The organism is Curtobacterium sp. MWU13-2055, assembly GCF_023242305.1.
Classification (GTDB): Bacteria; Actinomycetota; Actinomycetes; order Actinomycetales; family Microbacteriaceae; genus Curtobacterium.
In genome coordinates this window covers 178,132-197,067 of record NZ_JALLIO010000003.1, presented here as the reverse complement: position 1 = coordinate 197,067, position 18,936 = coordinate 178,132, and the positions used below count along the sequence as shown (strand labels likewise).

The following is an 18,936-nucleotide window of genomic DNA, read 5'->3' as shown; positions in this document are numbered from 1 at the left end:
CACATGCACCAGGACGAACCGCTCGTCGAGGCCCGGATCGCCCGCCTCGTCCGCGACCGTGTCGACCCCGCCGTCCACCGCCGCTCGGCGCCGGTGACGATCGAGGCGTGGGAGGTGCCGGACGAGCCGGTGCCGTTCGACTCCGCCGTCCAGCAGGCGTACACACCGTTCACCGTGGGCAGCGCCTGGGGTGGCCGGCCGTGGGGGACCACCTGGTTCCGGATCACCGGCACCGTCCCCGCCGACTTCGGTACCGCGCCGGGGACCACTGCGGAACTGCTCGTCGACCTCGGGTTCACCAAGCGGCACCCGGGGTTCCAGGCCGAGGGACTGGCGTACCGGCCCGACGGCTCCACGATCAAGGGCGTCGAGCCGCGGAACGACACCGTGCCCGTCGAGGTCGGTGCAGGGGAGTCGTTCGAGCTGTACGTCGAGGCCGGCGCGAACCCGGACATCGGCGGCGACTCGTTCCAGGGCGCGACGCCCCTCGGGTCGCGCTCCACCGCGGGTGACAAGCCGATCTACCGCGTGCGTGCCCTCGAACTCGTCGAGCGCGACGACACCGTGTGGGAGCTGCAGCAGGACTTCTGGGTCCTGCGCGGCCTGATGGCGGAACTCCCCACGGACGGCACCCGCGGCGCCGACATCCTGCACGCCCTCGAGCTCGCAGCCGACGCCCTCGACCCCGACGACGTCGCCGGCACCGCAGCCGATGCCCGCGAGGTCCTGGCGCCCGTGCTGGCCGTGCCCGCCAGTTCCGCCGCACACCGGGCGATCGCCGTCGGCCACGCCCACATCGACTCCGCCTGGCTCTGGCCGGTGCGCGAGACGATCCGCAAGTGCGCCCGCACCTTCTCGAACGTCCTCGACCTGATGGACCGCGACCCGGACTTCACCTTCGCCTGCTCGTCGGCGCAGCAGTACGCGTGGATCCGCGACGGCTACCCGTCGATCTGGGCCCGCATCAAGCAGCGCGTCGCCGAGGGCCGGTGGATCCCGGTCGGCGGCATGTGGGTGGAGTCGGACACGAACCTGCCCGGTGGAGAAGCGCTCGCACGACAGTTCGTCGCCGGCAAGCGCTTCTTCCTCGAGGAGTTCGGCATCGACACCCCCGAGGCCTGGCTGCCCGACTCGTTCGGCTACTCCGGTGCGCTGCCCCAGATCGTCCGCGCCGCCGGCTCGAAGTGGTTCGTCACCCAGAAGCCGTCGTGGAACGAGACGAACGTCATCCCGCACACCTCCTTCCACTGGGAGGGCATCGACGGCTCGCGCGTCCTGACGCACCTGCCGCCGGCCGACACCTACAACTCCGACGTCTCCGCCGCCGATCTGCACCGGGGCGAACGGAACAACAAGGAGCGCGGCGTCGCCAACACCTCGATGCTGCTCTACGGCTTCGGTGACGGTGGCGGCGGACCCACCCGCGAGATGGTCGCAGCCGCCCGACGCCAGCACGACCTGGACGGCTCGCCGCGCGTGCAGCTCGGCACCCCCGCCCAGGTCTTCGAGGAGCTCGAACGGGTGCTGCCGACCCCCGGCGTGTGGTCCGGCGAGATGTACCTCGAGTTCCACCGTGGCACCTACACGTCGCAGATCCGCACGAAGCAGGGCAACCGTCGCTCCGAGCACCTGCTCCGCGAAGCCGAGCTGTGGGCGTCGACCGCGGCCGTGCGCCTCGGGCTCGACTACCCCTACGAGGAGCTCGAGCGCGCCTGGCACACCGTCCTGCTGCAGCAGTTCCACGACATCCTGCCGGGGTCCTCGATCGCCTGGGTCTACGAGAACGCCGAGGAGAACTACGCGCAGATCGCCGAGGTGCTCGAAGGGCTGATCGGCAACGCGACGACCGCGCTCGCGAACGGGGGTGCTGCGGCGCTCGCCGGGGTCGGGGCCTCGTCGTCGGCCGCCGCCGGCGGCAGCAGCGCGCTGCTCGACGCGCCGTCCGGCGCCGACGCCGTCGGCGGGAGCGGCTCGTCCGGGAACGTCGTGCGCTTCAACGCCTCGCCGGTAGCGGCGGGAGACGCGGCCGCCCTGGGTGGTTCGCTCGGCTCGGAACCGCGACCCGTGCCTCCCGTCCGCTCCGGCGACCACTTCGTGTTCGACACGGGCGTCGTCACGGCGACCATCGACGGAGCCGGCCACGTCGTGTCGCTCGTCGACCGCGCCAGCGGGCGCGACGCGATCGCACCGGGTGCGGCCGCTGCCGAGTACACCGTCTTCCGCGACACCCCGAACCAGTGGGAGGCGTGGGACATCGACCGTGCGTACCAGCGCAACGGCACCGTCCTGTCAGCGTCGTCGGTCGCGATCGACGGCTCCTCGCTCGTGGTGGAACGGTCCTTCGGGTCGTCGGCGCTCACGACCCGGTACTCGGCGGTCGCCGGGCTCGCAGAGCTGGTGATCGAGACCGAGGTCGACTGGCACGAGCACCAGAAGCTGCTGAAGCTCGCGTTCCCGGTGGACGTCCGTGCGTCGTCCGCCTCGAGCGAGATCCAGTTCGGGCACATCGACCGGCCGACCCACCAGAACACCTCGTGGGACCACGCCCGCTTCGAGACCTCGGCGCACCGCTGGGTGCACGTCGCGGAGCCCGGGTTCGGTGTCGCGGTGGCGAACGACTCCACGTACGGGCACGACATCACGCGTTCCACGCGGCCCGACGGCGGGACCACGACGCTCGTGCGCGAGTCGCTGCTGCGCGGGCCGACGTTCCCGGACCCGAACGCCGACCAGGGGCACCACGTGTTCCGGACGGTGCTGCGGGTGGGGGCGTCGGTGCTCGACGCCGCCGACTCCGGCTACCGGCTGAACCTGCCGGTGCGCGCTGTCGCCGGTTCGACCGCGGTTTCGCCGCTGGTCTCGGTGTCGTCGCCGCAGGTGCTCGTCGAGGCCGTGAAGCTCGCCGAGGACCGCTCCGGTGACGTGGTCGTGCGACTGTACGAGGCCTCCGGCGGTCGGGCGACCGACGTCGGGGTGTCGTTCGGGTTCGACGTCGCTTCGGTGGCGACGGTGGACCTGCTGGAACGCCCGCTGGGGGACTCGTGGGACTCGGGGGAGCCGGTCGTGCTCACGCTCCGGCCCTTCGAGATCGTGACCCTGCGGGTACGCCGGGCCTGAGGCAGCGGGGCCGGTCCCCCTCGGGGGAGAGACCGCGGCGCCGGACGGGACACGGGTGCGTTCCGTCCGGCGCCGCTCTGCGTGTGGGTGGGCGGGGCGGCGGGGTACCTGGTCGATTCGGGCGTACCTGGTCGAAAGTTCCGACCAGGTACGCCCGAATCCGCTTGGCATCGCGGCCGTTCTGGGAAGGAACGTCCTCCCTCCACAGGCGGGCAGGCCTGGAGGCCCGTCCACAGACCTCGACGTCAGCCCGCTGGGCGCATGGCGGGTCGGGCAACGTCTCCTCCATGAACGAACCGCTGCCCATCCTCCGAGCCTCGGCCACGCGTGAGGCCGGACTCGACGCCACCACCCTGCGCCGCCTGACCCGACTCCAGGGCCCGGGCCGACTCGTCCGGGCAGGGCCGAACGCGTTCGTCGACGGAGCAGCGTGGGACGCGGCCGGGCCACGGCAGCGGTACGTCACCCGCGTGTACGCGCGGCTCGGCCGGCTCGGCCCGCGGGCGACGGCATCGCACGACTCAGCGGCCGCGGTGCACGGGCTGCCCGCGCTCGGCGGGTGGAGCGTCCCGGTGCACGCCACCGTGCCGGATTCGATGTACCGGGGCAGGACCCCCGATCTGGTCCTGCACACGAGACCGGTGTCCGGCGCCGAACGGGTCCGGATCGGCGACCTCGCCGTGACCGCGGTCCCGCGGACGGTGATCGACATCGCGATGACCGGAGACCTGCGCACGGGGGTCGTCGTGGCAGACGCTGCGCTGCGCAACGGGACCGAGCGCGACGAGCTGTGGCGAGCGGTGCACCCGAGTGCTCGCGGGCGGGCCCGGGCCGCGCAGGTCCTCGACCTGGCCGACGGGCGTTCGGGGTCGCCGGCGGAGTCACTCGCGCGCGTGGTCTTCCGCGAGCTCGGGTTGCCCGCTCCCGTGCTGCAGCAGGAGTTCGTCGTCGATGGCCGCCGGTCCGCCGTCGACTTCTGGTTCCCCGCAGAAGGCGTCGTCGTCGAGATCGACGGACGCGCGAAGTACACGCAGGACCGGTACCTCGGCGGTCGCAGCCAGACCGAGGTGTTCCTGGAAGAGAAACGTCGCCACGCCAGGCTGCTCACGGTGCCGGGTGTGCGGACGATCATCCGGCTCGAGTGGCGGGACCTGTTCGACCTCGATGCGCTGGCGCTCCGGTTCCGCGCCGCGGGGTTGCCGTGTGCGATCCGCCCGGTCCGGAGCGCCCGCCGCACCGCAGTCGGTGGGCGTCGGTGAGCCGGCTCAGCGCGGCGTGGTTAGCGTGGCGGCATGGCAGTGCAGGAGATCTGGCTCGTCCGCCACGGTGAATCGCTCGCGAACGTCGCCGCCGCCCGAGCAGAGGCCGCGGGCGAGGACGTCATCGACGTCGAGTACCGGGACGCCGACGTCCCGCTGAGCCCGCTCGGTGAGTCGCAGTCGCGGTCGCTCGGACAGGAACTCGCCGATCGTGGCATCGACGACGTCCCCGTGGCGCTGTGGGTCTCGCCGTACCTGCGTGCACAGCAGACCATCGAGATCGCGCTCGGGGCCGGCGGACTGGCCGAGCCCGAGAAACGGGTGGACGAGCGGCTCCGCGACCGCGAGCTCGGTGTGCTCGACCTGCTCACCCTGCAGGGTGTGCGGAACCGGTACCCCGACGAGGAACGTCGCCGGCAGTGGCTCGGCAAGTACTACCACCGGCCAGCGGGCGGCGAGTCCTGGGCCGACGTGATGCTCCGGCTCCGATCGGCACTCGTCGACGTCGAACGGATCGAGGGCACCGAGCGGCTCGTCGTCGCGGCCCACGATGCCGTCGTGATGCTGGTCGTGGCGGTGTGCCTCGACCTCGACGAGCCGGCGCTCATGGAGTTCGCTCGGACGCACGCGGTCGCGAACGCCTCCCTCACCCGACTCCGCCGCGAGCGGGCGGGCGCACCGTGGGTGCTCGAGGAGTTCTCCTCCGTCGGGCACCTCGACGACGACGACGTCACGGCGCACACCGGCCGGAAGGACGACGAGCATGTCCGCTGAGACCGTCACCCCGAACTTCCTGCGGGACTGGCCGCTCCCCGAGCCCGGCGCCGGCAAGTACGGTCGCGGGCAGGTGCTCGTGGTCGGCGGCGCAGCGCGGACGCCCGGCGCCGCGATGCTCTCGGCGCTCGCGGCACTCCGGGTGGGAGCGGGGCGGCTCACCCTCGCGGTGGGGCGGAGCATCGCGAACGAGGTCGCGGTCGCCGTGCCCGAGTCCGGGGTCGAACCGCTCGACGAGGACGCGGACGGTCACGTCGCCGTGGGCGCCATCGAGGGCATCGCCACCTCCGCCGCGAGTGCGGACGCGCTGCTGGTCGGCCCGGGACTCGACGAGCCGAACGGCACCCGTGACCTGGTGGCCGGACTCGCCGACGTCGTCGGACCACAGACCACCGTCGTGCTCGATGCGTTCGCCCTCGGGGTGGCGGCCGACGTGCGGGACCGTCTGGAACCGCTCCGGGTCGGCTGGTGATGACGCCCAACTCCGGCGAAGCCGAACGGCTCCTCGGTCGGGAGGGCAGCGGCGACGACGTGGCCGACGCGATGGCGATCGCGCAGCGGTTCGGTGCGGTCGTGGCCCTGGGGGACGCCATCGCGACTCCCCAGGGGCGGAGCTGGATCAAGGGCACCGGCTCCGGAGGACTCGGCACCAGCGGCAGTGGCGACGTCCTGTCGGGTGCGGTCGCCGGCCTGCTCGCTCGTGGCGCGGAACCGGCACAGGCGGTGGCGTGGGCGTCCTACGTGCAAGCGGCTGCCGGTGATCGGCTCGCGGTGCAGGTCGGGCCCCTCGGGTACCTGGCGAGCGAACTCGTGACCGAGATCCCGCGGGTGCTCGTCGAACTCGGCGCCTGAGCTCGCCCGTTCTTTCCCAGAGCGCGCGCGATACCTCGTGCTTTCGGGCATACCTGCCAGGAACTTCTGACCAGGTACGCCCGAATCGACCAGGTACGCCGCCCGCGCCGGGCTGAGCGCCGCGCCGCCCCGCGCGCGCCGCTCAGCCCTGCAGCGCCTCCACGGCCTTCGCGATGCGCCGCGCTCGGGTCTCCGGCGCCTTCGCCTGCGACACCGGGTCGGCGAGCGCTCGCTGCCGCGAGTTCGACAGCGTGTCGAAGGCTGCACGCACCCCAGCGTCCTGCAGTGCCGCCGCCAGGTCGTCGGGCAGGTCGATGACCCGGGGCTGCGTGTCGACGACGAGCGTGACCTCGACGGTGTCCCCGGCAGCGATGCCCGCGGCTTCGCGGTGCGACGCGGACAGCGGCACCAGGAACTGCTCGTCCATGACCCCGACGGTGGACCGGTAGGTGTGGCCGCCGTTGATCGTGACCACCACCGGCGGACGCTTCCCCGAGCCGAGCGCATCGATCACGGACGACGGGACCGGGAGCCCTGTCGCCGTCTTCCTCGCCAGCAGGACCGTCGTCGTGAACTGCATCCGTGCCTCCAGGCCGTGAACCGGAGCACGCACCGAGCATGCCGCCAGGCGAGATCGTACAGCCGCACCCGCTGTTCCGCAGCCGTTCACCGCCGCAGCACGGGCCGGAAACCGGCCGCCTCCACGATCGTCCCGGGCCGAGAACCGCGGCCCCACCCGAAGCACCCACCCGCAGCACCCACCCGCAGCACCCGCAGCACCCACCTGAAGCACCCGCAGCACCCACCCGAAAGGCACCTCCCGTGCAGCACAAGCGCACCATCGCCGGCATCGCCCTCGCCGCCGCAGCGATCGTCACCCTCGCCGGATGCTCGGCCACGAGCTCGGCCAGCACGACGAAGGACGACACGAACTGGAAGACCGCCACGAGCGCCGAGGCCTCCGGTGGCATGGACGCCCTCGTGAAGGCCGCGAAGGCCGAGGGACAGCTCAACGTCATCGCGCTGCCGCCGTCGTGGGCCAACTACGGCAAGATCATCGACGGCTTCACGAAGAAGTACGACATCAAGGTCAACTCCGCGAACCCGAACGGCTCCAGCGCCGACGAGGTCGCCGCGGTGAAGTCGCAGAAGGGGCAGTCCACCGCTCCCGACGTGCTCGACCTCGGCAACGCCGTGCTGCAGGAGAACCTCGACCTGCTGACGGACTACAAGGTCGCGAACTGGAGCGACATCCCGGACACGCTCAAGGAGCAGGACGGCGCCTGGACCCGCGACTACACGGGCCTGATGTCGATCGGCTACGACTCGTCGAAGATCACGCACGCCCCGAAGGACCTGACGGACCTGCTCGGCTCCGAGTACAAGGGCAAGGTCTCCATCGCGGGCGACCCGACGCAGGCGAACCAGGCTGCGTCCGCGGTCTACCTGGCGGCGCTCGAGAACGGCGGCTCGGCCGACGACATCACCAAGGGCGTCGACTACTTCGGCAAGCTGAAGCAGGCCGGCAACTTCCAGAACGTGCTGCCCACGCAGGCCACGGTCGCGTCGGGTGAGACCCCCGTGGTCATCCAGTGGTCGTACAACAACCTCGCATGGGGCCCCGCCGCCGGTGCGAGTGGCAACAAGGACTGGAAGACCGTCGTGCCCGAGGGTCAGGCGCTCGGCTCGTACTACTCGCAGGCCATCAACAAGGACGCCCCGCACCCCGCCGCAGCGCGCCTGTGGCAGGAGTACATCGCGAGCCCCGAGGCGCAGAACCTGTACCTGCAGGCCGGTGCGTTCCCGTCGACCCTCGCCGCCCTGGAGGAGTCCGGCAAGGTCGACCAGGACGCCCTCGACGCCGCCGGTGGTGCGCCGAAGGACTACGTCGAGCTGACCGACGCACAGGTGGCAGACGCCGCGAAGGTGCTGTCCGCCAAGTGGTCCTCGACCATGGGGTCCTGACCAGCATGACCACCGCATCGGCGGGCGCGCCCGCGCCAGCAGCGAGCGCACCGGCGACGAGCGCGACGAGCCCCGTGCTCCCGACGTCCGCACGAGCGCCCGTCGATGCCACCCACGGCGCCGGACCCCGTGTCCGGCGCCGCGTCGGCCTGGCCTGGCTCGGCCTCACCCCGTTCGCCGCGTACGTCCTGCTCTTCCTCGCCGTCCCCGCGGTGATCGCGGTCGGCAGCGGGTTCTTCACCGACGACGGCGCGTTCACCCTCGCGAACCTCGCAGCGTTCGCCGAGCCCTCCGTCCTGCGGGCCTTCGGCGGCTCGTTCGGCCTGTCCGCCGTGTCCGCCGTGATCGGCGCCGTCATCGGAGCGCTCGTCTGCTGGGCGCTGTCGGCACTACGGCCCGACGGGCTCGTCCGGTCGATGATCGACTCGGCCGCGAGCGTCCTCGCCCAGTTCGGCGGCGTCATGCTCGCGTTCGCGTTCATCGCCACGATCGGCGTGCAGGGCCTCGTCACGACGTGGCTGGTGTCCCTGGTCGGCGTCGACCGCAACGCGACCGGCGCCTTCCTCTACACGGTGCCCGGTCTCGTGATCCCCTACGTCTACTTCCAGGTGCCGCTGATGGTCCTCACGTTCATGCCCGCGCTCGAGGGCGTGAAGACGCAGTGGGGCGAGGCCGCCGCCACCCTCGGCGCCTCCCGCGTCACGTACTGGCGCCGGATCGCCCTGCCCGTGCTCGCACCGGCGTTCTGGGGCTCGTTGCTCCTGCTCTTCGCGAACGGCTTCTCGTCGTTCGCCACCGCCGCGGCACTCATCTCGCAGGGCGGCATCGTGCCGCTCACGATCCGCACGCAGCTCACCAGCGAAACGCTCATTGGTCTGCAGAACGTCGCCGGCGTGCTCGCCTTCGGCATGGTCGTCGTGATGGCGGTCGTCATGGGCGCGTACTCGCTGCTGCAGCGCCGGGCCGCAAGGTGGCAGCGATGAGCGCGGCAACGCCGGTGGGGCCGTCGCGTCCGACGTCGGTCGCCTCCGGTCGGACGGGAGGCCCGCCCCGCGTCGGCCGCTTCGGCACGGCCCCGTCACGGGGCACCGCCACGGCCGTGCTCACGGTCGTCGGGATCGTCTTCGCCGTCCCGCTGGCCGCGCTGGTGCAGTTCACCTTCCGCCAGGGCACCGACGACGGTGTGACCTTCGCGCACTGGGCGGCCATCGTCGACCCGGTCAACGCGTCCACCTACCAGCCGGTGTTCGACGGCCTCGGGGCATCGCTGCTCATCGCGGTCATCACCGTCGGCATCGTGCTGTTCGTCCTGCTGCCCGCCCAGATCATCACGGCGCTGCGCTTCCCGAGGCTCCGCCGCGTGCTCGAGTTCGTCTGCATCGTCCCGATCACGGTCCCCGTCGTCGTGCTCGTCGTCGGCTTCATCCCCGTGTACCAGGTGGTGTCACGGGTCTTCGGGTCCGGCGCGTGGACGCTGGCCTTCGCGATCGGCATCGTCACGCTGCCGTTCGCGTTCCGCCCGATCGCCGCCGCCATCACCGCGACGGACATGACGGTGCTGTCCGAGGCCGCCCGGTCGCTCGGCGCCTCGTGGTGGACGGTCACCTGGCGGATGCTCCTGCCGAACCTCCGCCGGGGCATCACCGCCGCGTGCTTCCTCACCATCACGGTGGTCCTCGGCGAGTACACGCTCGCCGCGTTCCTGTCCCGCACAACCTTCCAGACCGCCCTCGTGCTCGTGCAGCAGACCGACCCGTACGTCGCCGCGATCTTCTCGGTCGCGGCCCTCGTGTTCGGCTTCGTCCTGCTCGTCGTCATCGGCCGCATCGGGACGGGCCGTCGTGCCGTCCGCGCCCGCACCGTCCGCACCACCCGCGTCAAGGAGTCCGCATGACCGTCACCGCACCGGCAGCCCCGGCGTCCCTCGCCTCCACCGGCGCCGTCGTCGAGCTCGAGGCCGTCGAGAAGCACTACGGTACGCACCGGGCCCTGGCCGGACTGTCGCTCCGCGTCGAACCGGGCGAGTTCGTGTCCCTGCTCGGCCCGTCCGGCTGCGGCAAGACGACGGCGCTCCGGGCGCTCGCCGGCCTCGAGGCCATCGACGCCGGCGCCATCCGCATCGACGGCCAGGACGTCGCCGCCACCCCGGTGAACAAGCGCGACATCGGGATGGTGTTCCAGCAGTACTCGTTGTTCCCGCACATGACGGTGCGGCAGAACGTCGCGTTCGGCCTCGAGATGCGCCGTGTCCCCGCCGCCGAGCGCAGGAGCCGCGTCGTCGAGGCACTCGACATGGTGCACCTGGGGGAGTTCGCCGAGCGCTACCCGCACCAGCTGTCGGGTGGCCAGCAGCAGCGCGTCGCCCTCGCCCGGGCCCTGGTCACGCGGCCCCGCGTCCTCCTGCTCGACGAGCCGCTGTCTGCCCTCGACGCCAAGGTGCGGGTCTCGCTCCGTGAGGAGATCCGCCGCATCCAGAGCGACCTCGGCATCACCACGGTGTTCGTCACCCACGACCAGGAAGAGGCGCTCGCCGTCTCCGACCGCATCGCCGTGATGAACGCCGGCGACATCGAGCAGATCGGTACGCCGGAGGAGCTCTACCGTTCTCCGTCGTCGGCGTTCACGGCGGACTTCGTCGGCCAGTCGAACCGGCTGCAGGGCGACCTGCGCGGCGGCGACGTGTTCGTGTACGGGTTCCGCGTGCCCGCGCTCGATGCATCGGTCGCCGACGGGCCGGTGCTCGCCTACGTCCGACCGGAGGACGTCGCCTTCGCCCCGGAGGGCATCACCGGCACCGTCGTGTCGTCGAGCTTCCTCGGCTCGATCCGCCGCACCACGGTCCGGCTCGACGACGACACCGTCGTGATCGTGCAGCACGAGGTCGGCGACCGTCGCGCCGCCGGCGAGTCCGTCGCCGTCCGCCTGCTCGGCGCCCCCGTCGCGGTGGCCCCGCTCGCCTGACCGGCGAAGCGACAGTCCTCGCCGGGCCGGGCGCGTCCCCTCCGCGAAAGCGACAGTTTCCCGCGGAACGTCGGCGGCACACTGTCGCTTTCGCGGGGTGGACGCGACCACGGGCGGACGGGAGGCGCGTGACGGCCTGGCACCGGGCCTCCCGTCCGGTGGGGTCAGCGCTGGAAGCGCGCCTCGCGCTCGTCGGCCAACGCCGCCGCGACACGGGCACGCATGTTCGCGGGCATGTCGGGCAGGTCGTCGAGCCGGGCCCAGAACGCCTCGGTGTTCTCGCCGTCTGCGGGGTTCGGCGTGCCCGAGACGTACCGGCAGGCGAACACGAGGTCGAGGTACTGCGCCCGGTCGCCGTTCGGGTACGTCATCTCCGGCAGCACCTGCACCCACGCCAGCCGTTCAGCGACGGCGACGACGTCGGCCTCTTCCAGGACCTCGCGCTCGGCGGCGACGGCGGGTTCCTCGCCCGGGTCGACGATGCCGGTCACCGGGGTGAAGGCGCCGTTGTCCGCACGACGGACCACGAGCAGCTCCTGGTCGGCACCGGAACCCCGCGTGACCACCGCGGTGACGCCTGTCAGCCACAGCGGATCGGTGCCGATCCTCGAGCGGAGGGACAGGACGAAGTCGGGGGTGGGCATGTCCCCACGCTACCGATCCCGCCCTGTCGGAGACTGGTCATGACCAGTAGCATGGGCGTGTGGAGATCATCATCCTGCCCACGCCGGCTGAGGTCGGTCGCGTCGCCGCGGCCAAGATCGCGTCCGTCGTCGCCAAGAAGCCGTCCGCCGTCATCGGTCTCGCCACCGGATCCAGCCCGCAGGGCATCTACACCGACCTGCAGCGTCGGGTCGGTGCGGGCGAGATCTCGTTCGCCGAGGCTCGCGGGTTCGCCCTCGACGAGTACGTCGGCATCCCGCTCGAGCACCCGGAGTCGTACGCCAGCGTCATCGCGCGCGACGTCGTGGCGCCGCTCGGGTTCGACCCCTCGCGGGTACGGGTGCCCGACGGTCGTGCCGACGACCTCGAGTTCGCGGCGAAGGAGTACGACGCCGCGATCCGTGCCGCCGGCGGGATCGACGTACAGATCCTGGGGATCGGCGCGAACGGGCACATCGGGTTCAACGAGCCGACGTCCTCGTTCGCCTCGCGCACCCGGATCAAGACCCTCGCGCCGTCGACCCGTGACGCCAACGCGCGGTTCTTCGACTCGCCCGAGCAGGTCCCGACGCACTGCATGACGCAGGGGCTCGGCACCATCCTCGACGCCCAGCAGCTCGTCCTCGTCGCGCAGGGCTCCGCCAAGGCCGACGCGGTCGCCGCCGCGGTCGAGGGGCCGCTCAGCTCGTTCGTCCCCGGATCGGCGCTGCAGCTGCACGAGCACGCGACGATCGTCGTCGACGAGGAAGCCGCGGCCGGCCTGCAGCTCGCCGACTACTACCGCTACACGTACGCGAACAAGCCCGCGTGGCAGGTGTTCGAGTAGAACCGACGATCAGCCGTCTGCCCGCTGCCGGAACGCGGCGTGCAGGCGGCTGAGGCCGTCGTCCAGGGTCTCGGCCGAGCACCCGAAGTTCAGCCGCGCGAAGCCCTGACCCTGGCGTCCGAACGCCGGTCCGGAGGCGAGCGCCACCTTCGCCTCGTCGACCAGCAGCGCCGCGGGGTCGTCGCCCCACGGCAGGGCGCGCAGGTCCAGCCACGCCAGGTAGGACGCCTGCGGCTGCCGGTACTCCGCCCCGGGCAGGACGTCACCGATCCGCTCGGCCAGGGTGCGGCGGTTCGCGGCGAGTTCGGTGAGCAGGGATGCGAGCCACGGTCCGCCTTCGCTGAACGCGGCGACGCTCGCGGTGTAGCCGAGGATCCCGGTGCGCTCGACGACCTCGGTCGGCAGGGCGTCGAACCAGGCACGGGCCCGCTCCGAGGCGCCGACGATCAACGCGCACTTCGTGCCCGCGAGGTTCCAGGCCTTGCTCGCGCTCGTCAACGAGACCCCGAGCGCGGCGGCCTCGGGGCAGGACTCCAGGAACGGCGTGAAGACCGCGTCGGCGTGCACGAGCGGCGCGTGGATCTCGTCCGAGACGACCACGGCGTCCCACTCGGCGGCGAGCTTCGCGAGTGCGACGAGCGACGAGCGGTCGTGCACCAGGCCGAGGGGGTTGTGCGGGTTGCAGAGCAGCACGGTGCGCGCGCCGTCGGCGAACGCCTGCGCGAGGCCGTCCAGGTCCATCCGCCAACCGGCCGTGGTGTCAAAGGGGTCCGCGGGGCCGTCGGGTGCGAGCAACGGGACCTCGGTCACGGTGCCGCCGGCCTCGGCCACGTACTCCCAGAACGGCGGGTACACGGGCGGCATGATGACGACCTGGTCGCCCGGCTCGATGATCCGGCGGAGCATCTCCACCGCAGCGACCGACACGTCGGTGGTGGTGCGGACGAGGTCGGGGTCGACGCGCCAGGCCCACCGGCTCTCGGCGAAGTCCGCGAACGCCTCGGGCAGCGCACGACCGTGGCCGACGTACCCGGTGTCACCGTTGGTGACCGCGGCGACGAGGGCGTCGCGCACCGGCTCCGCGAGCATCGAGTCCATCTCGGCGACGAACATCGGCAGGACGTCCGGCGGGTACGCGGTGTACTTCTCGCTCGTACGGCTGCGGTGCGCATCGAACACGGAGACCATGACGCTCATGCGCCCATCCTGACAGTGCCCGCCGCCGCCCGGCAGGATGAACCCGTGGAACACCGCTCGCGCACCGTGCTCCGGGCCGCCCGTGATGCGGTGCTGGTGGTGGCCGGCAGCGTCGCGATCGGCCTGGTGATCGTGATCGCCGGACTGGGATGGCTCGACGACATGCCCTACCGGGGGTCCTCGACCGAAGCGGCCTACATCGCGGTCGCGGTGGCGGCGGTGGCCGTCTGCGGGTTCGGGGCGCTCGTCGGTCTCGCCGCGATCAGGGCGTCGGTCAGCTCGTCGGACGGAGCCCGGCGAGCAGGATCTCGACGTAGCGCTCCGGATCGCTGACCCGGGTGCCGCCGGCGACGGCCGCTTCGCGCAGCCCGCAGAGCAGTCGGCGGAGGTCGTCGGCGTCGACGTCCGTCCGGACGATCCCCTCGGTGCGTCCGCGGACGAGCAGCGCGTCGACGGACACCACCAGGTCGCCGGCGAGGGCAGCGGTGTCCGCACAGGAGAACCCGCCGTTGGTCAGCAGGTCACCCAGGGCTGCGTCGTCCACCATGCTCCGGAACGCGGCCGTGACGACCCCGCGCAGCGCATCGGCTGCGTCCTGCAGCACGACGGCGTCGCGGACTTGGTCGAGCATGTCCTCGAGCGCGTCGATCGCGAGCGCTTCGAGCAGGTGCTGCTGGCTCGGGAAGTGCCGGTAGGCCGTCCCGACCCCCACTCCGGCCTCGTGCGCGACGGCGTTGAGCAGGGCCGGTTCGCCCCGGTCGACGAAGGTGCGGGCGACGTCGAGCAGTGCCGTCCGGTTGCGCTGGGCATCGGAGCGCAGCGCCTCGGGTCGGGCCATCGCGATCGTCATGTGGACACTCTATCCGGTTGTGCTAGCGTTCCGGATGAATCATCCGATTGGGTGCGCCGAACGAGCAGGAGACGACGATGGACAGCTTCGAGTGGGAACCGGCAGCGATGCCCGACCAGCACGGCAGGACCGTGGTGGTCACCGGCGCGACCGGTGGGCTCGGCCTCGTCGTCGCCACGACCCTCGCCTCGGCCGGCGCCCGCGTCGTCGCCGGGGTGCGCGACCTCGACAAGGCGGCTCGCGTCCTCCCCGTGGGTCTCGACCTGGAGGCGCGGCTCGTCGACACCGCGTCCGTCGCGTCCGTCACGGCGTTCGCCCGGCAGCTCGCCGAGGACGGCATCGTCGTGGATGCCCTCGTCAACAACGCCGGTGCGACGATCGGCACGTTCGGGCGCACCGACGAAGGAATCGAGCGCACCTGGGCGACGAACGTCGTCGGGCCCGCCGTGCTCGCCGAGGCGGTGCTCCCGCTGCTCGGCGGGCCGTCGCCCCGCATCGTGCTCGTCGGCTCGAACCTGTCGCAGCGCACCCGCCGCGTGCCTGGTCCGGGCGGGGTCGACGGTCCGGACGGCTACTCGCAGTTCGGTGTGTACACCGACGCCAAGACCGCGGCCGCAGCGCTGAGCGTCGACCTCGGTGAACGACTCCGTGCTGCCGGTTCGGACATCCGGTCGGTGATCGCGCACCCCGGCATCGCGGCGACGGGGATGAACGGCCAGGCGGAGACCCTGACACAGCGCCTCGGCGGCATGGTCGCACGCAGCTTGGCCCGGACCGCTGCGGACGGCGCTCGTTCGACCCTCTGGGCAGCCACCGCCCCGGACGTCACCGAGGGGGTGTTCGTCGGACCTGCCCTCCGCCGTGGTGACCGGCGGCTGCACGTCGTGCCGGTGCAGGGCCCGGCGGCGGACCCGGCGTTCCGCGCTCGCGTCCGGGCGTTCGTGGACCAGGTCGCGGTGCGCGACGGGTCCTGATCATCCGTTCACGTGGGCAGCAGGTGCCGGAGTGCCGCTTCCGTGATGCGCGCCGGCATCGTGTGGCCGCCGTCGAACACCTCGGTCGTCGCGACACCCGGAGGGAACGCGTCGAGGACGCGCCGGACGCCGGCGAGGGGGAACAGTCCGTCGTCCCGTCCCGCCGCGACGAGGACCGGTTGATCAACGGCCGACGCGACCAGGGGGATGTCGCCAGCGGCGGTGAGTCCCGGGACGAACCAGGCCGGGTTGTGGCGGATCCGAGCGTCCTCGAACGAGGCCAGCGTACCGAGTCCGCAGCTGACCACGCCCCGCGTGAGTCGGGCGTCCACGGCGAGTGCGAACAGCGCCACCTGTCCGCCGAGGGAGTGTCCGACGATGCCGAGTTCGGTGTCGGCAGTACTCGTCTCGATCATCCAGGACGTCACCGTGGCGATGTCACGCGAGTGCTTCGCCTGCAGGCTGCTGCCGTCCGCCACACGGAAGAGCGCGTCGAGGCGTTCGTCGGCCGCCGGGTCGTCAGTCCAGTCGCGTCGGCGTTCCTCGAAACCGATCAGATCGGGGATGACCACGCGGGCCCCACTGCGAGCGAGCACCACGCCGTAGGCGAGAGTCGGATCCCCCGCCCGCCCGGCGGTCTCGCTCTTCCCGGAGGTGAAGTCGCCCGCGTGCTGGTGGACGGCGATGACGTCCGTGCCCGTGCCGTGGTCCGGGGTCAGGAGGAAGCACGGGATGGTGTCGCCGTCGGCCGTGTCCAGCTCGACGCGTGCCCACCGCACCGACCCGTCGCGTCCGAGCGGCTCCAGGCGGACCGCCACCGGACGGAGCTCGTCAGGGGACGGCAGCCCGAGCAGGTCGCGGACGCGTCCTCGGGCCGGTTCGTCGGTCGTCGACACCATGCCCGGACGCTACCAGCGGCGGTGAACCCGCCTGTGGGCCCCGAACACGCCGACCGTGGTGAACAGCAGGAGAGGGCTCGGTGACGGATCGCGCGTCCCCCGTCCGAGGGGGCTAGCGTCGCCGACGTGAACCGTTCTCGCGTGCACCGTCGCCCGCTCGTCCGCCCGCTCCCGCTCGCCGCGGTGGCCACGATCGCCGCGCTGCTCGGGACGGGGGTCGTCGCCGCGCCGGCCGTCGCCTCGCCGTCAGGGCAGGCGACGCATGCGGGGAGGACTGTCTCCGACCCGGCTCGGTACGTCGACCCGTTCATCGGCACGAGCGGGGACGGCAACACCTGGCCCGGTGCCACCGCCCCGTTCGGCATGCTCCAGTGGAGCCCCACCGGTACCGCAGGCGACCAGACCTCGACCCCGGTCGCGAACGGCTACTCGTACGACGTGAACCGGCTGCGCGGCTTCAGCCTGACGCACCTGAACGGCGCCGGCTGCGCACCTGGGGCCGCGGGCGACGTGCCGATCATGCCGGTCACGACCCCGATCACGACCTCGCCGTCGGCCGACAGCACCGACGCGGTCTACGCCGCCGGCTACTCGCACGACGACGAGTCCGCGAGCCCCGGGCGCTACGGCGTCGCGCTCGACAACGGTGTCCGCACCGACCTCGCCGTCACCACCCGGGCCGGGATCGGCGAGTTCGCGTTCCCCGCCGGGAAGGCCGCGAACCTGCTCTTCCGCACCTCGAACTCGATCAACGGCAGCGAGGCCGCGACCACCCGCGTCGACGCCCGGACCCGCACTGTGAGCGGCAGCGTCCTCACCGGCGGCTTCTGCAGCCGCCGGGCGAACGGCGGCGGGGCCACCAACCCCGACCGGCGCAGCTACTACCGGCTGTTCTTCACGGCCACCTTCGACAAGGCGTTCACGAGCACCGGCACCTGGCAGGACGGCACGGTCCGACCGGGAGGCACGTCCTCCTCCGGTGGGGAGGGCTACCTGACCGGCGCCGACCGTGCCGGACGCGGCTCGGGCGCGTGGGTCGGGTTCGACGCGCGTCGCGGTGCGACGGTGCACGCGAAGATCGGCATCTCGTACGTGAGCGCCGCAGGAGCGATCGCGAACCGCGACGGCGAGGTGACCCAGCGCTCGACCGTCGCGAGTGTGGCGGCCGGCACACGGGCCTCCTGGAACCGCGAACTGTCGCGTCTGCGCGTCGGAGGCGGCACCGCGGACCGCACAACCCAGCTGTACACGTCCGTGTACCACGCGCTCATGCAGCCGAACACGCTGAACGACCGCGACGGCCGCTACCTGGGGCCGGACCAGCGGGTGCACCGCATGGACCGAGGGCACCGCGCCGTCTACGGCACGTACTCCGGGTGGGACCAGTACCGGGCGCAGATCCAACTGCTCGCACTGCTGCGGCCGGACGTCGCCGGGGACATGGCGCAGTCGATGCTGCGGTTCGCCCAGCAGAACGGTGGGGTGTGGGACCGCTGGCTCCACCTCGGGGCGCCGACGCACGTGATGACGGGTGACCCCTCGGCCGCGACCCTCGCCACCTGGTACGCGATGGGGGTCCGGAACTTCGACGTGCGAGCCGCCTACGCCTCGCTGAAGCACCAGGCGACCGTCGAGAACGCCGACGCCGAGAGTGACATCGGGTGCCCGGGCCAGTGCCTGGCGCAACGCCCGGCGCTCGACGAGTACCTGCAGCGCCAGTACGCCGCGAACGACGACTGCTCGTGCTGGGGCGGCGCTGCCGAGACGCTCGAGGACTCGATCTCCGACAGTGCGCTCGGGTACTGGGCGGGTTCCCTGGGGCTGCGCTCGGACGCCCGGATGTTCGCGGAGCGTGGGACCTACTGGAAGAACACGTTCAACGCGGCCGTCGGCTACCAGGCCGCTCGCCAGGCGGATGGATCGTGGACGCCCGACTGGTCGCCCTCGACCGGCACCGGGTTCGCGCAGGGCACGAGTGCGCAGTACACCTGGCTCGTGCCGCAGGACGTACAGGGGCTGTCGACGGCCCTGGGTGGCGACGACGCGGCGGTCGCGCGACTCGACGCGTTCTTCCACGACAGCACTGGTGCGTTCGCGGTGACCGGCGGCGACGCCACGAAGTTCGACCCCACGAACGAGCCCGACATCCACACGCCGTGGATGTACAACGCGCTCGGCAAGCCGTGGAAGACGCAGGAGACCGTGCGCCGGGTCGTCGACGACGCGTACTCGACCGGGCCGAGCGGGCTGCCGGGCAACGACGACCTCGGCACGATGAGCGCCTGGTACGTCTTCGCGTCGATCGGGTTGTTCCCGCAGACGCCGGGGCGGGCGGAGATGCTCATCGGGAGCCCCACGTTCAGCTCGGTCGACATCCGGCGGTCGAGCGGGGAGCGGATCGTCGTGCGGTCCTCCGGCACGGCGCCCTACGTGCACGGTGCGCGGTTGGACGGGCGGACCCTCAAGAAGTCGTGGGTCCCGGCGTCCTTCGTCACCCGCGGCGGCACGCTGTCGCTCCGGGTCGGGGACACGGCGGACACGACGTGGGCGAGCGGTGCTCGGGGGCGCCCGATCGACCGCTGACCCGGGGTGAGGCTCG

At 72.1% G+C, this 18,936-nt stretch carries 18 protein-coding genes; 13 read left to right on the top strand and 5 right to left on the bottom strand.

The features are described 5' to 3' along the window. Positions 1-3 precede the first annotated feature (3 nt). From M4960_RS08590 to M4960_RS19685, 5 genes are all read left to right on the top strand, one after another. Positions 4-3,117, top strand: a complete 3,114-nt coding sequence (locus M4960_RS08590; RefSeq protein ID WP_248704030.1) for a glycoside hydrolase family 38 C-terminal domain-containing protein — start codon at positions 4-6, stop codon at positions 3,115-3,117. A 287-nt stretch (positions 3,118-3,404) separates the two neighbouring features. Further along, on the top strand, positions 3,405-4,376 hold the full coding sequence (locus M4960_RS08585) for a hypothetical protein (RefSeq protein ID WP_248704029.1): 972 nt from the start codon (positions 3,405-3,407) through the stop codon (positions 4,374-4,376). Between the two features lie 33 nt (positions 4,377-4,409). Next, positions 4,410-5,150: a histidine phosphatase family protein gene (locus tag M4960_RS08580; protein WP_248704028.1), complete on the top strand. Its 741-nt coding sequence runs from the start codon at positions 4,410-4,412 to the stop codon at positions 5,148-5,150. After that, positions 5,140-5,622: an NAD(P)H-hydrate dehydratase gene (locus tag M4960_RS19690; protein WP_308222001.1), complete on the top strand. Its 483-nt coding sequence runs from the start codon at positions 5,140-5,142 to the stop codon at positions 5,620-5,622. Before M4960_RS08580 ends, M4960_RS19690 begins: the two co-directional genes overlap by 11 nt. Beyond that, the gene (locus M4960_RS19685; RefSeq protein WP_308222000.1) at positions 5,622-6,002 is read left to right on the top strand and encodes an NAD(P)H-hydrate dehydratase; all 381 of its coding nucleotides are present in this window, start codon (positions 5,622-5,624) and stop codon (positions 6,000-6,002) included. Before M4960_RS19690 ends, M4960_RS19685 begins: the two co-directional genes overlap by 1 nt. A 142-nt stretch (positions 6,003-6,144) precedes the next feature. Here M4960_RS19685 and M4960_RS08570 read toward each other — a convergent pair whose 3' ends face one another. Next, positions 6,145-6,582, bottom strand: coding sequence for a YdeI/OmpD-associated family protein (locus M4960_RS08570; protein ID WP_248704027.1), 438 nt, complete (start codon positions 6,580-6,582; stop codon positions 6,145-6,147). A gap of 242 nt (positions 6,583-6,824) precedes the next feature. On the opposite strand from M4960_RS08570, the gene M4960_RS08565 reads away from it, so the two are divergent. The 4 genes from M4960_RS08565 to M4960_RS08550 are packed head-to-tail and all read left to right on the top strand — an operon-like array spanning position 6,825 to position 10,928. Next, positions 6,825-7,967, top strand: a complete 1,143-nt coding sequence (locus M4960_RS08565; RefSeq protein WP_248704026.1) for an ABC transporter substrate-binding protein — start codon at positions 6,825-6,827, stop codon at positions 7,965-7,967. Positions 7,968-7,972: 5 nt separating this feature from the next. Continuing rightward, positions 7,973-8,950 carry an ABC transporter permease subunit gene (locus M4960_RS08560; RefSeq protein ID WP_248704025.1) on the top strand — a complete coding sequence of 326 codons (978 nt, stop codon included), beginning with the start codon at positions 7,973-7,975 and terminating at the stop codon, positions 8,948-8,950. Continuing rightward, positions 8,947-9,861: an ABC transporter permease subunit gene (locus M4960_RS08555; RefSeq protein ID WP_248704024.1), complete on the top strand. Its 915-nt coding sequence runs from the start codon at positions 8,947-8,949 to the stop codon at positions 9,859-9,861. The genes M4960_RS08560 and M4960_RS08555 overlap by 4 nt, the downstream gene beginning before the upstream one ends. Then, on the top strand, positions 9,858-10,928 hold the full coding sequence (locus M4960_RS08550; RefSeq protein ID WP_123936899.1) for an ABC transporter ATP-binding protein: 1,071 nt from the start codon (positions 9,858-9,860) through the stop codon (positions 10,926-10,928). The genes M4960_RS08555 and M4960_RS08550 overlap by 4 nt, the downstream gene beginning before the upstream one ends. Before the next feature lie 164 nt (positions 10,929-11,092). Here the strand turns inward: M4960_RS08550 and M4960_RS08545 are convergent, their stop codons facing one another. After that, on the bottom strand, positions 11,093-11,572 hold the full coding sequence (locus M4960_RS08545; RefSeq protein ID WP_123293248.1) for an NUDIX domain-containing protein: 480 nt from the start codon (positions 11,570-11,572) through the stop codon (positions 11,093-11,095). A gap of 59 nt (positions 11,573-11,631) precedes the next feature. Here M4960_RS08545 and nagB point away from each other — a divergent pair, with 59 nt between their 5' ends. Continuing rightward, positions 11,632-12,417 carry a glucosamine-6-phosphate deaminase gene (nagB, locus tag M4960_RS08540; protein WP_123293249.1) on the top strand — a complete coding sequence of 262 codons (786 nt, stop codon included), beginning with the start codon at positions 11,632-11,634 and terminating at the stop codon, positions 12,415-12,417. A gap of 9 nt (positions 12,418-12,426) precedes the next feature. On the opposite strand, the gene M4960_RS08535 is transcribed toward nagB, so the two are convergent. Further along, entirely contained in the window at positions 12,427-13,614 is a 1,188-nt protein-coding gene (locus M4960_RS08535; RefSeq protein WP_248704023.1) for a MalY/PatB family protein, read from the bottom strand. A gap of 45 nt (positions 13,615-13,659) precedes the next feature. On the opposite strand from M4960_RS08535, the gene M4960_RS08530 reads away from it, so the two are divergent. Beyond that, positions 13,660-13,947, top strand: a complete 288-nt coding sequence (locus M4960_RS08530; protein WP_123293251.1) for a hypothetical protein — start codon at positions 13,660-13,662, stop codon at positions 13,945-13,947. Here M4960_RS08530 and M4960_RS08525 read toward each other — a convergent pair. After that, entirely contained in the window at positions 13,889-14,464 is a 576-nt protein-coding gene (locus M4960_RS08525; RefSeq protein WP_248704022.1) for a TetR/AcrR family transcriptional regulator, read from the bottom strand. The two genes, M4960_RS08530 and M4960_RS08525, sit on opposite strands and share 59 nt — an antisense overlap. A 77-nt stretch (positions 14,465-14,541) precedes the next feature. Here M4960_RS08525 and M4960_RS08520 point away from each other — a divergent pair, with 77 nt between their 5' ends. After that, positions 14,542-15,438, top strand: a complete 897-nt coding sequence (locus tag M4960_RS08520; RefSeq protein ID WP_248704021.1) for an SDR family NAD(P)-dependent oxidoreductase — start codon at positions 14,542-14,544, stop codon at positions 15,436-15,438. Between the two features lie 8 nt (positions 15,439-15,446). Here M4960_RS08520 and M4960_RS08515 read toward each other — a convergent pair whose 3' ends face one another. Next, complete coding sequence (locus tag M4960_RS08515) at positions 15,447-16,337, bottom strand: S9 family peptidase (RefSeq protein ID WP_132099086.1); 891 nt, start codon at positions 16,335-16,337, stop codon at positions 15,447-15,449. A 126-nt stretch (positions 16,338-16,463) separates the two neighbouring features. On the opposite strand from M4960_RS08515, the gene M4960_RS08510 reads away from it, so the two are divergent. Continuing rightward, positions 16,464-18,920, top strand: a complete 2,457-nt coding sequence (locus tag M4960_RS08510) for a GH92 family glycosyl hydrolase (RefSeq protein ID WP_248704020.1) — start codon at positions 16,464-16,466, stop codon at positions 18,918-18,920. The last annotated feature ends 16 nt before the right edge of the window (positions 18,921-18,936 follow it).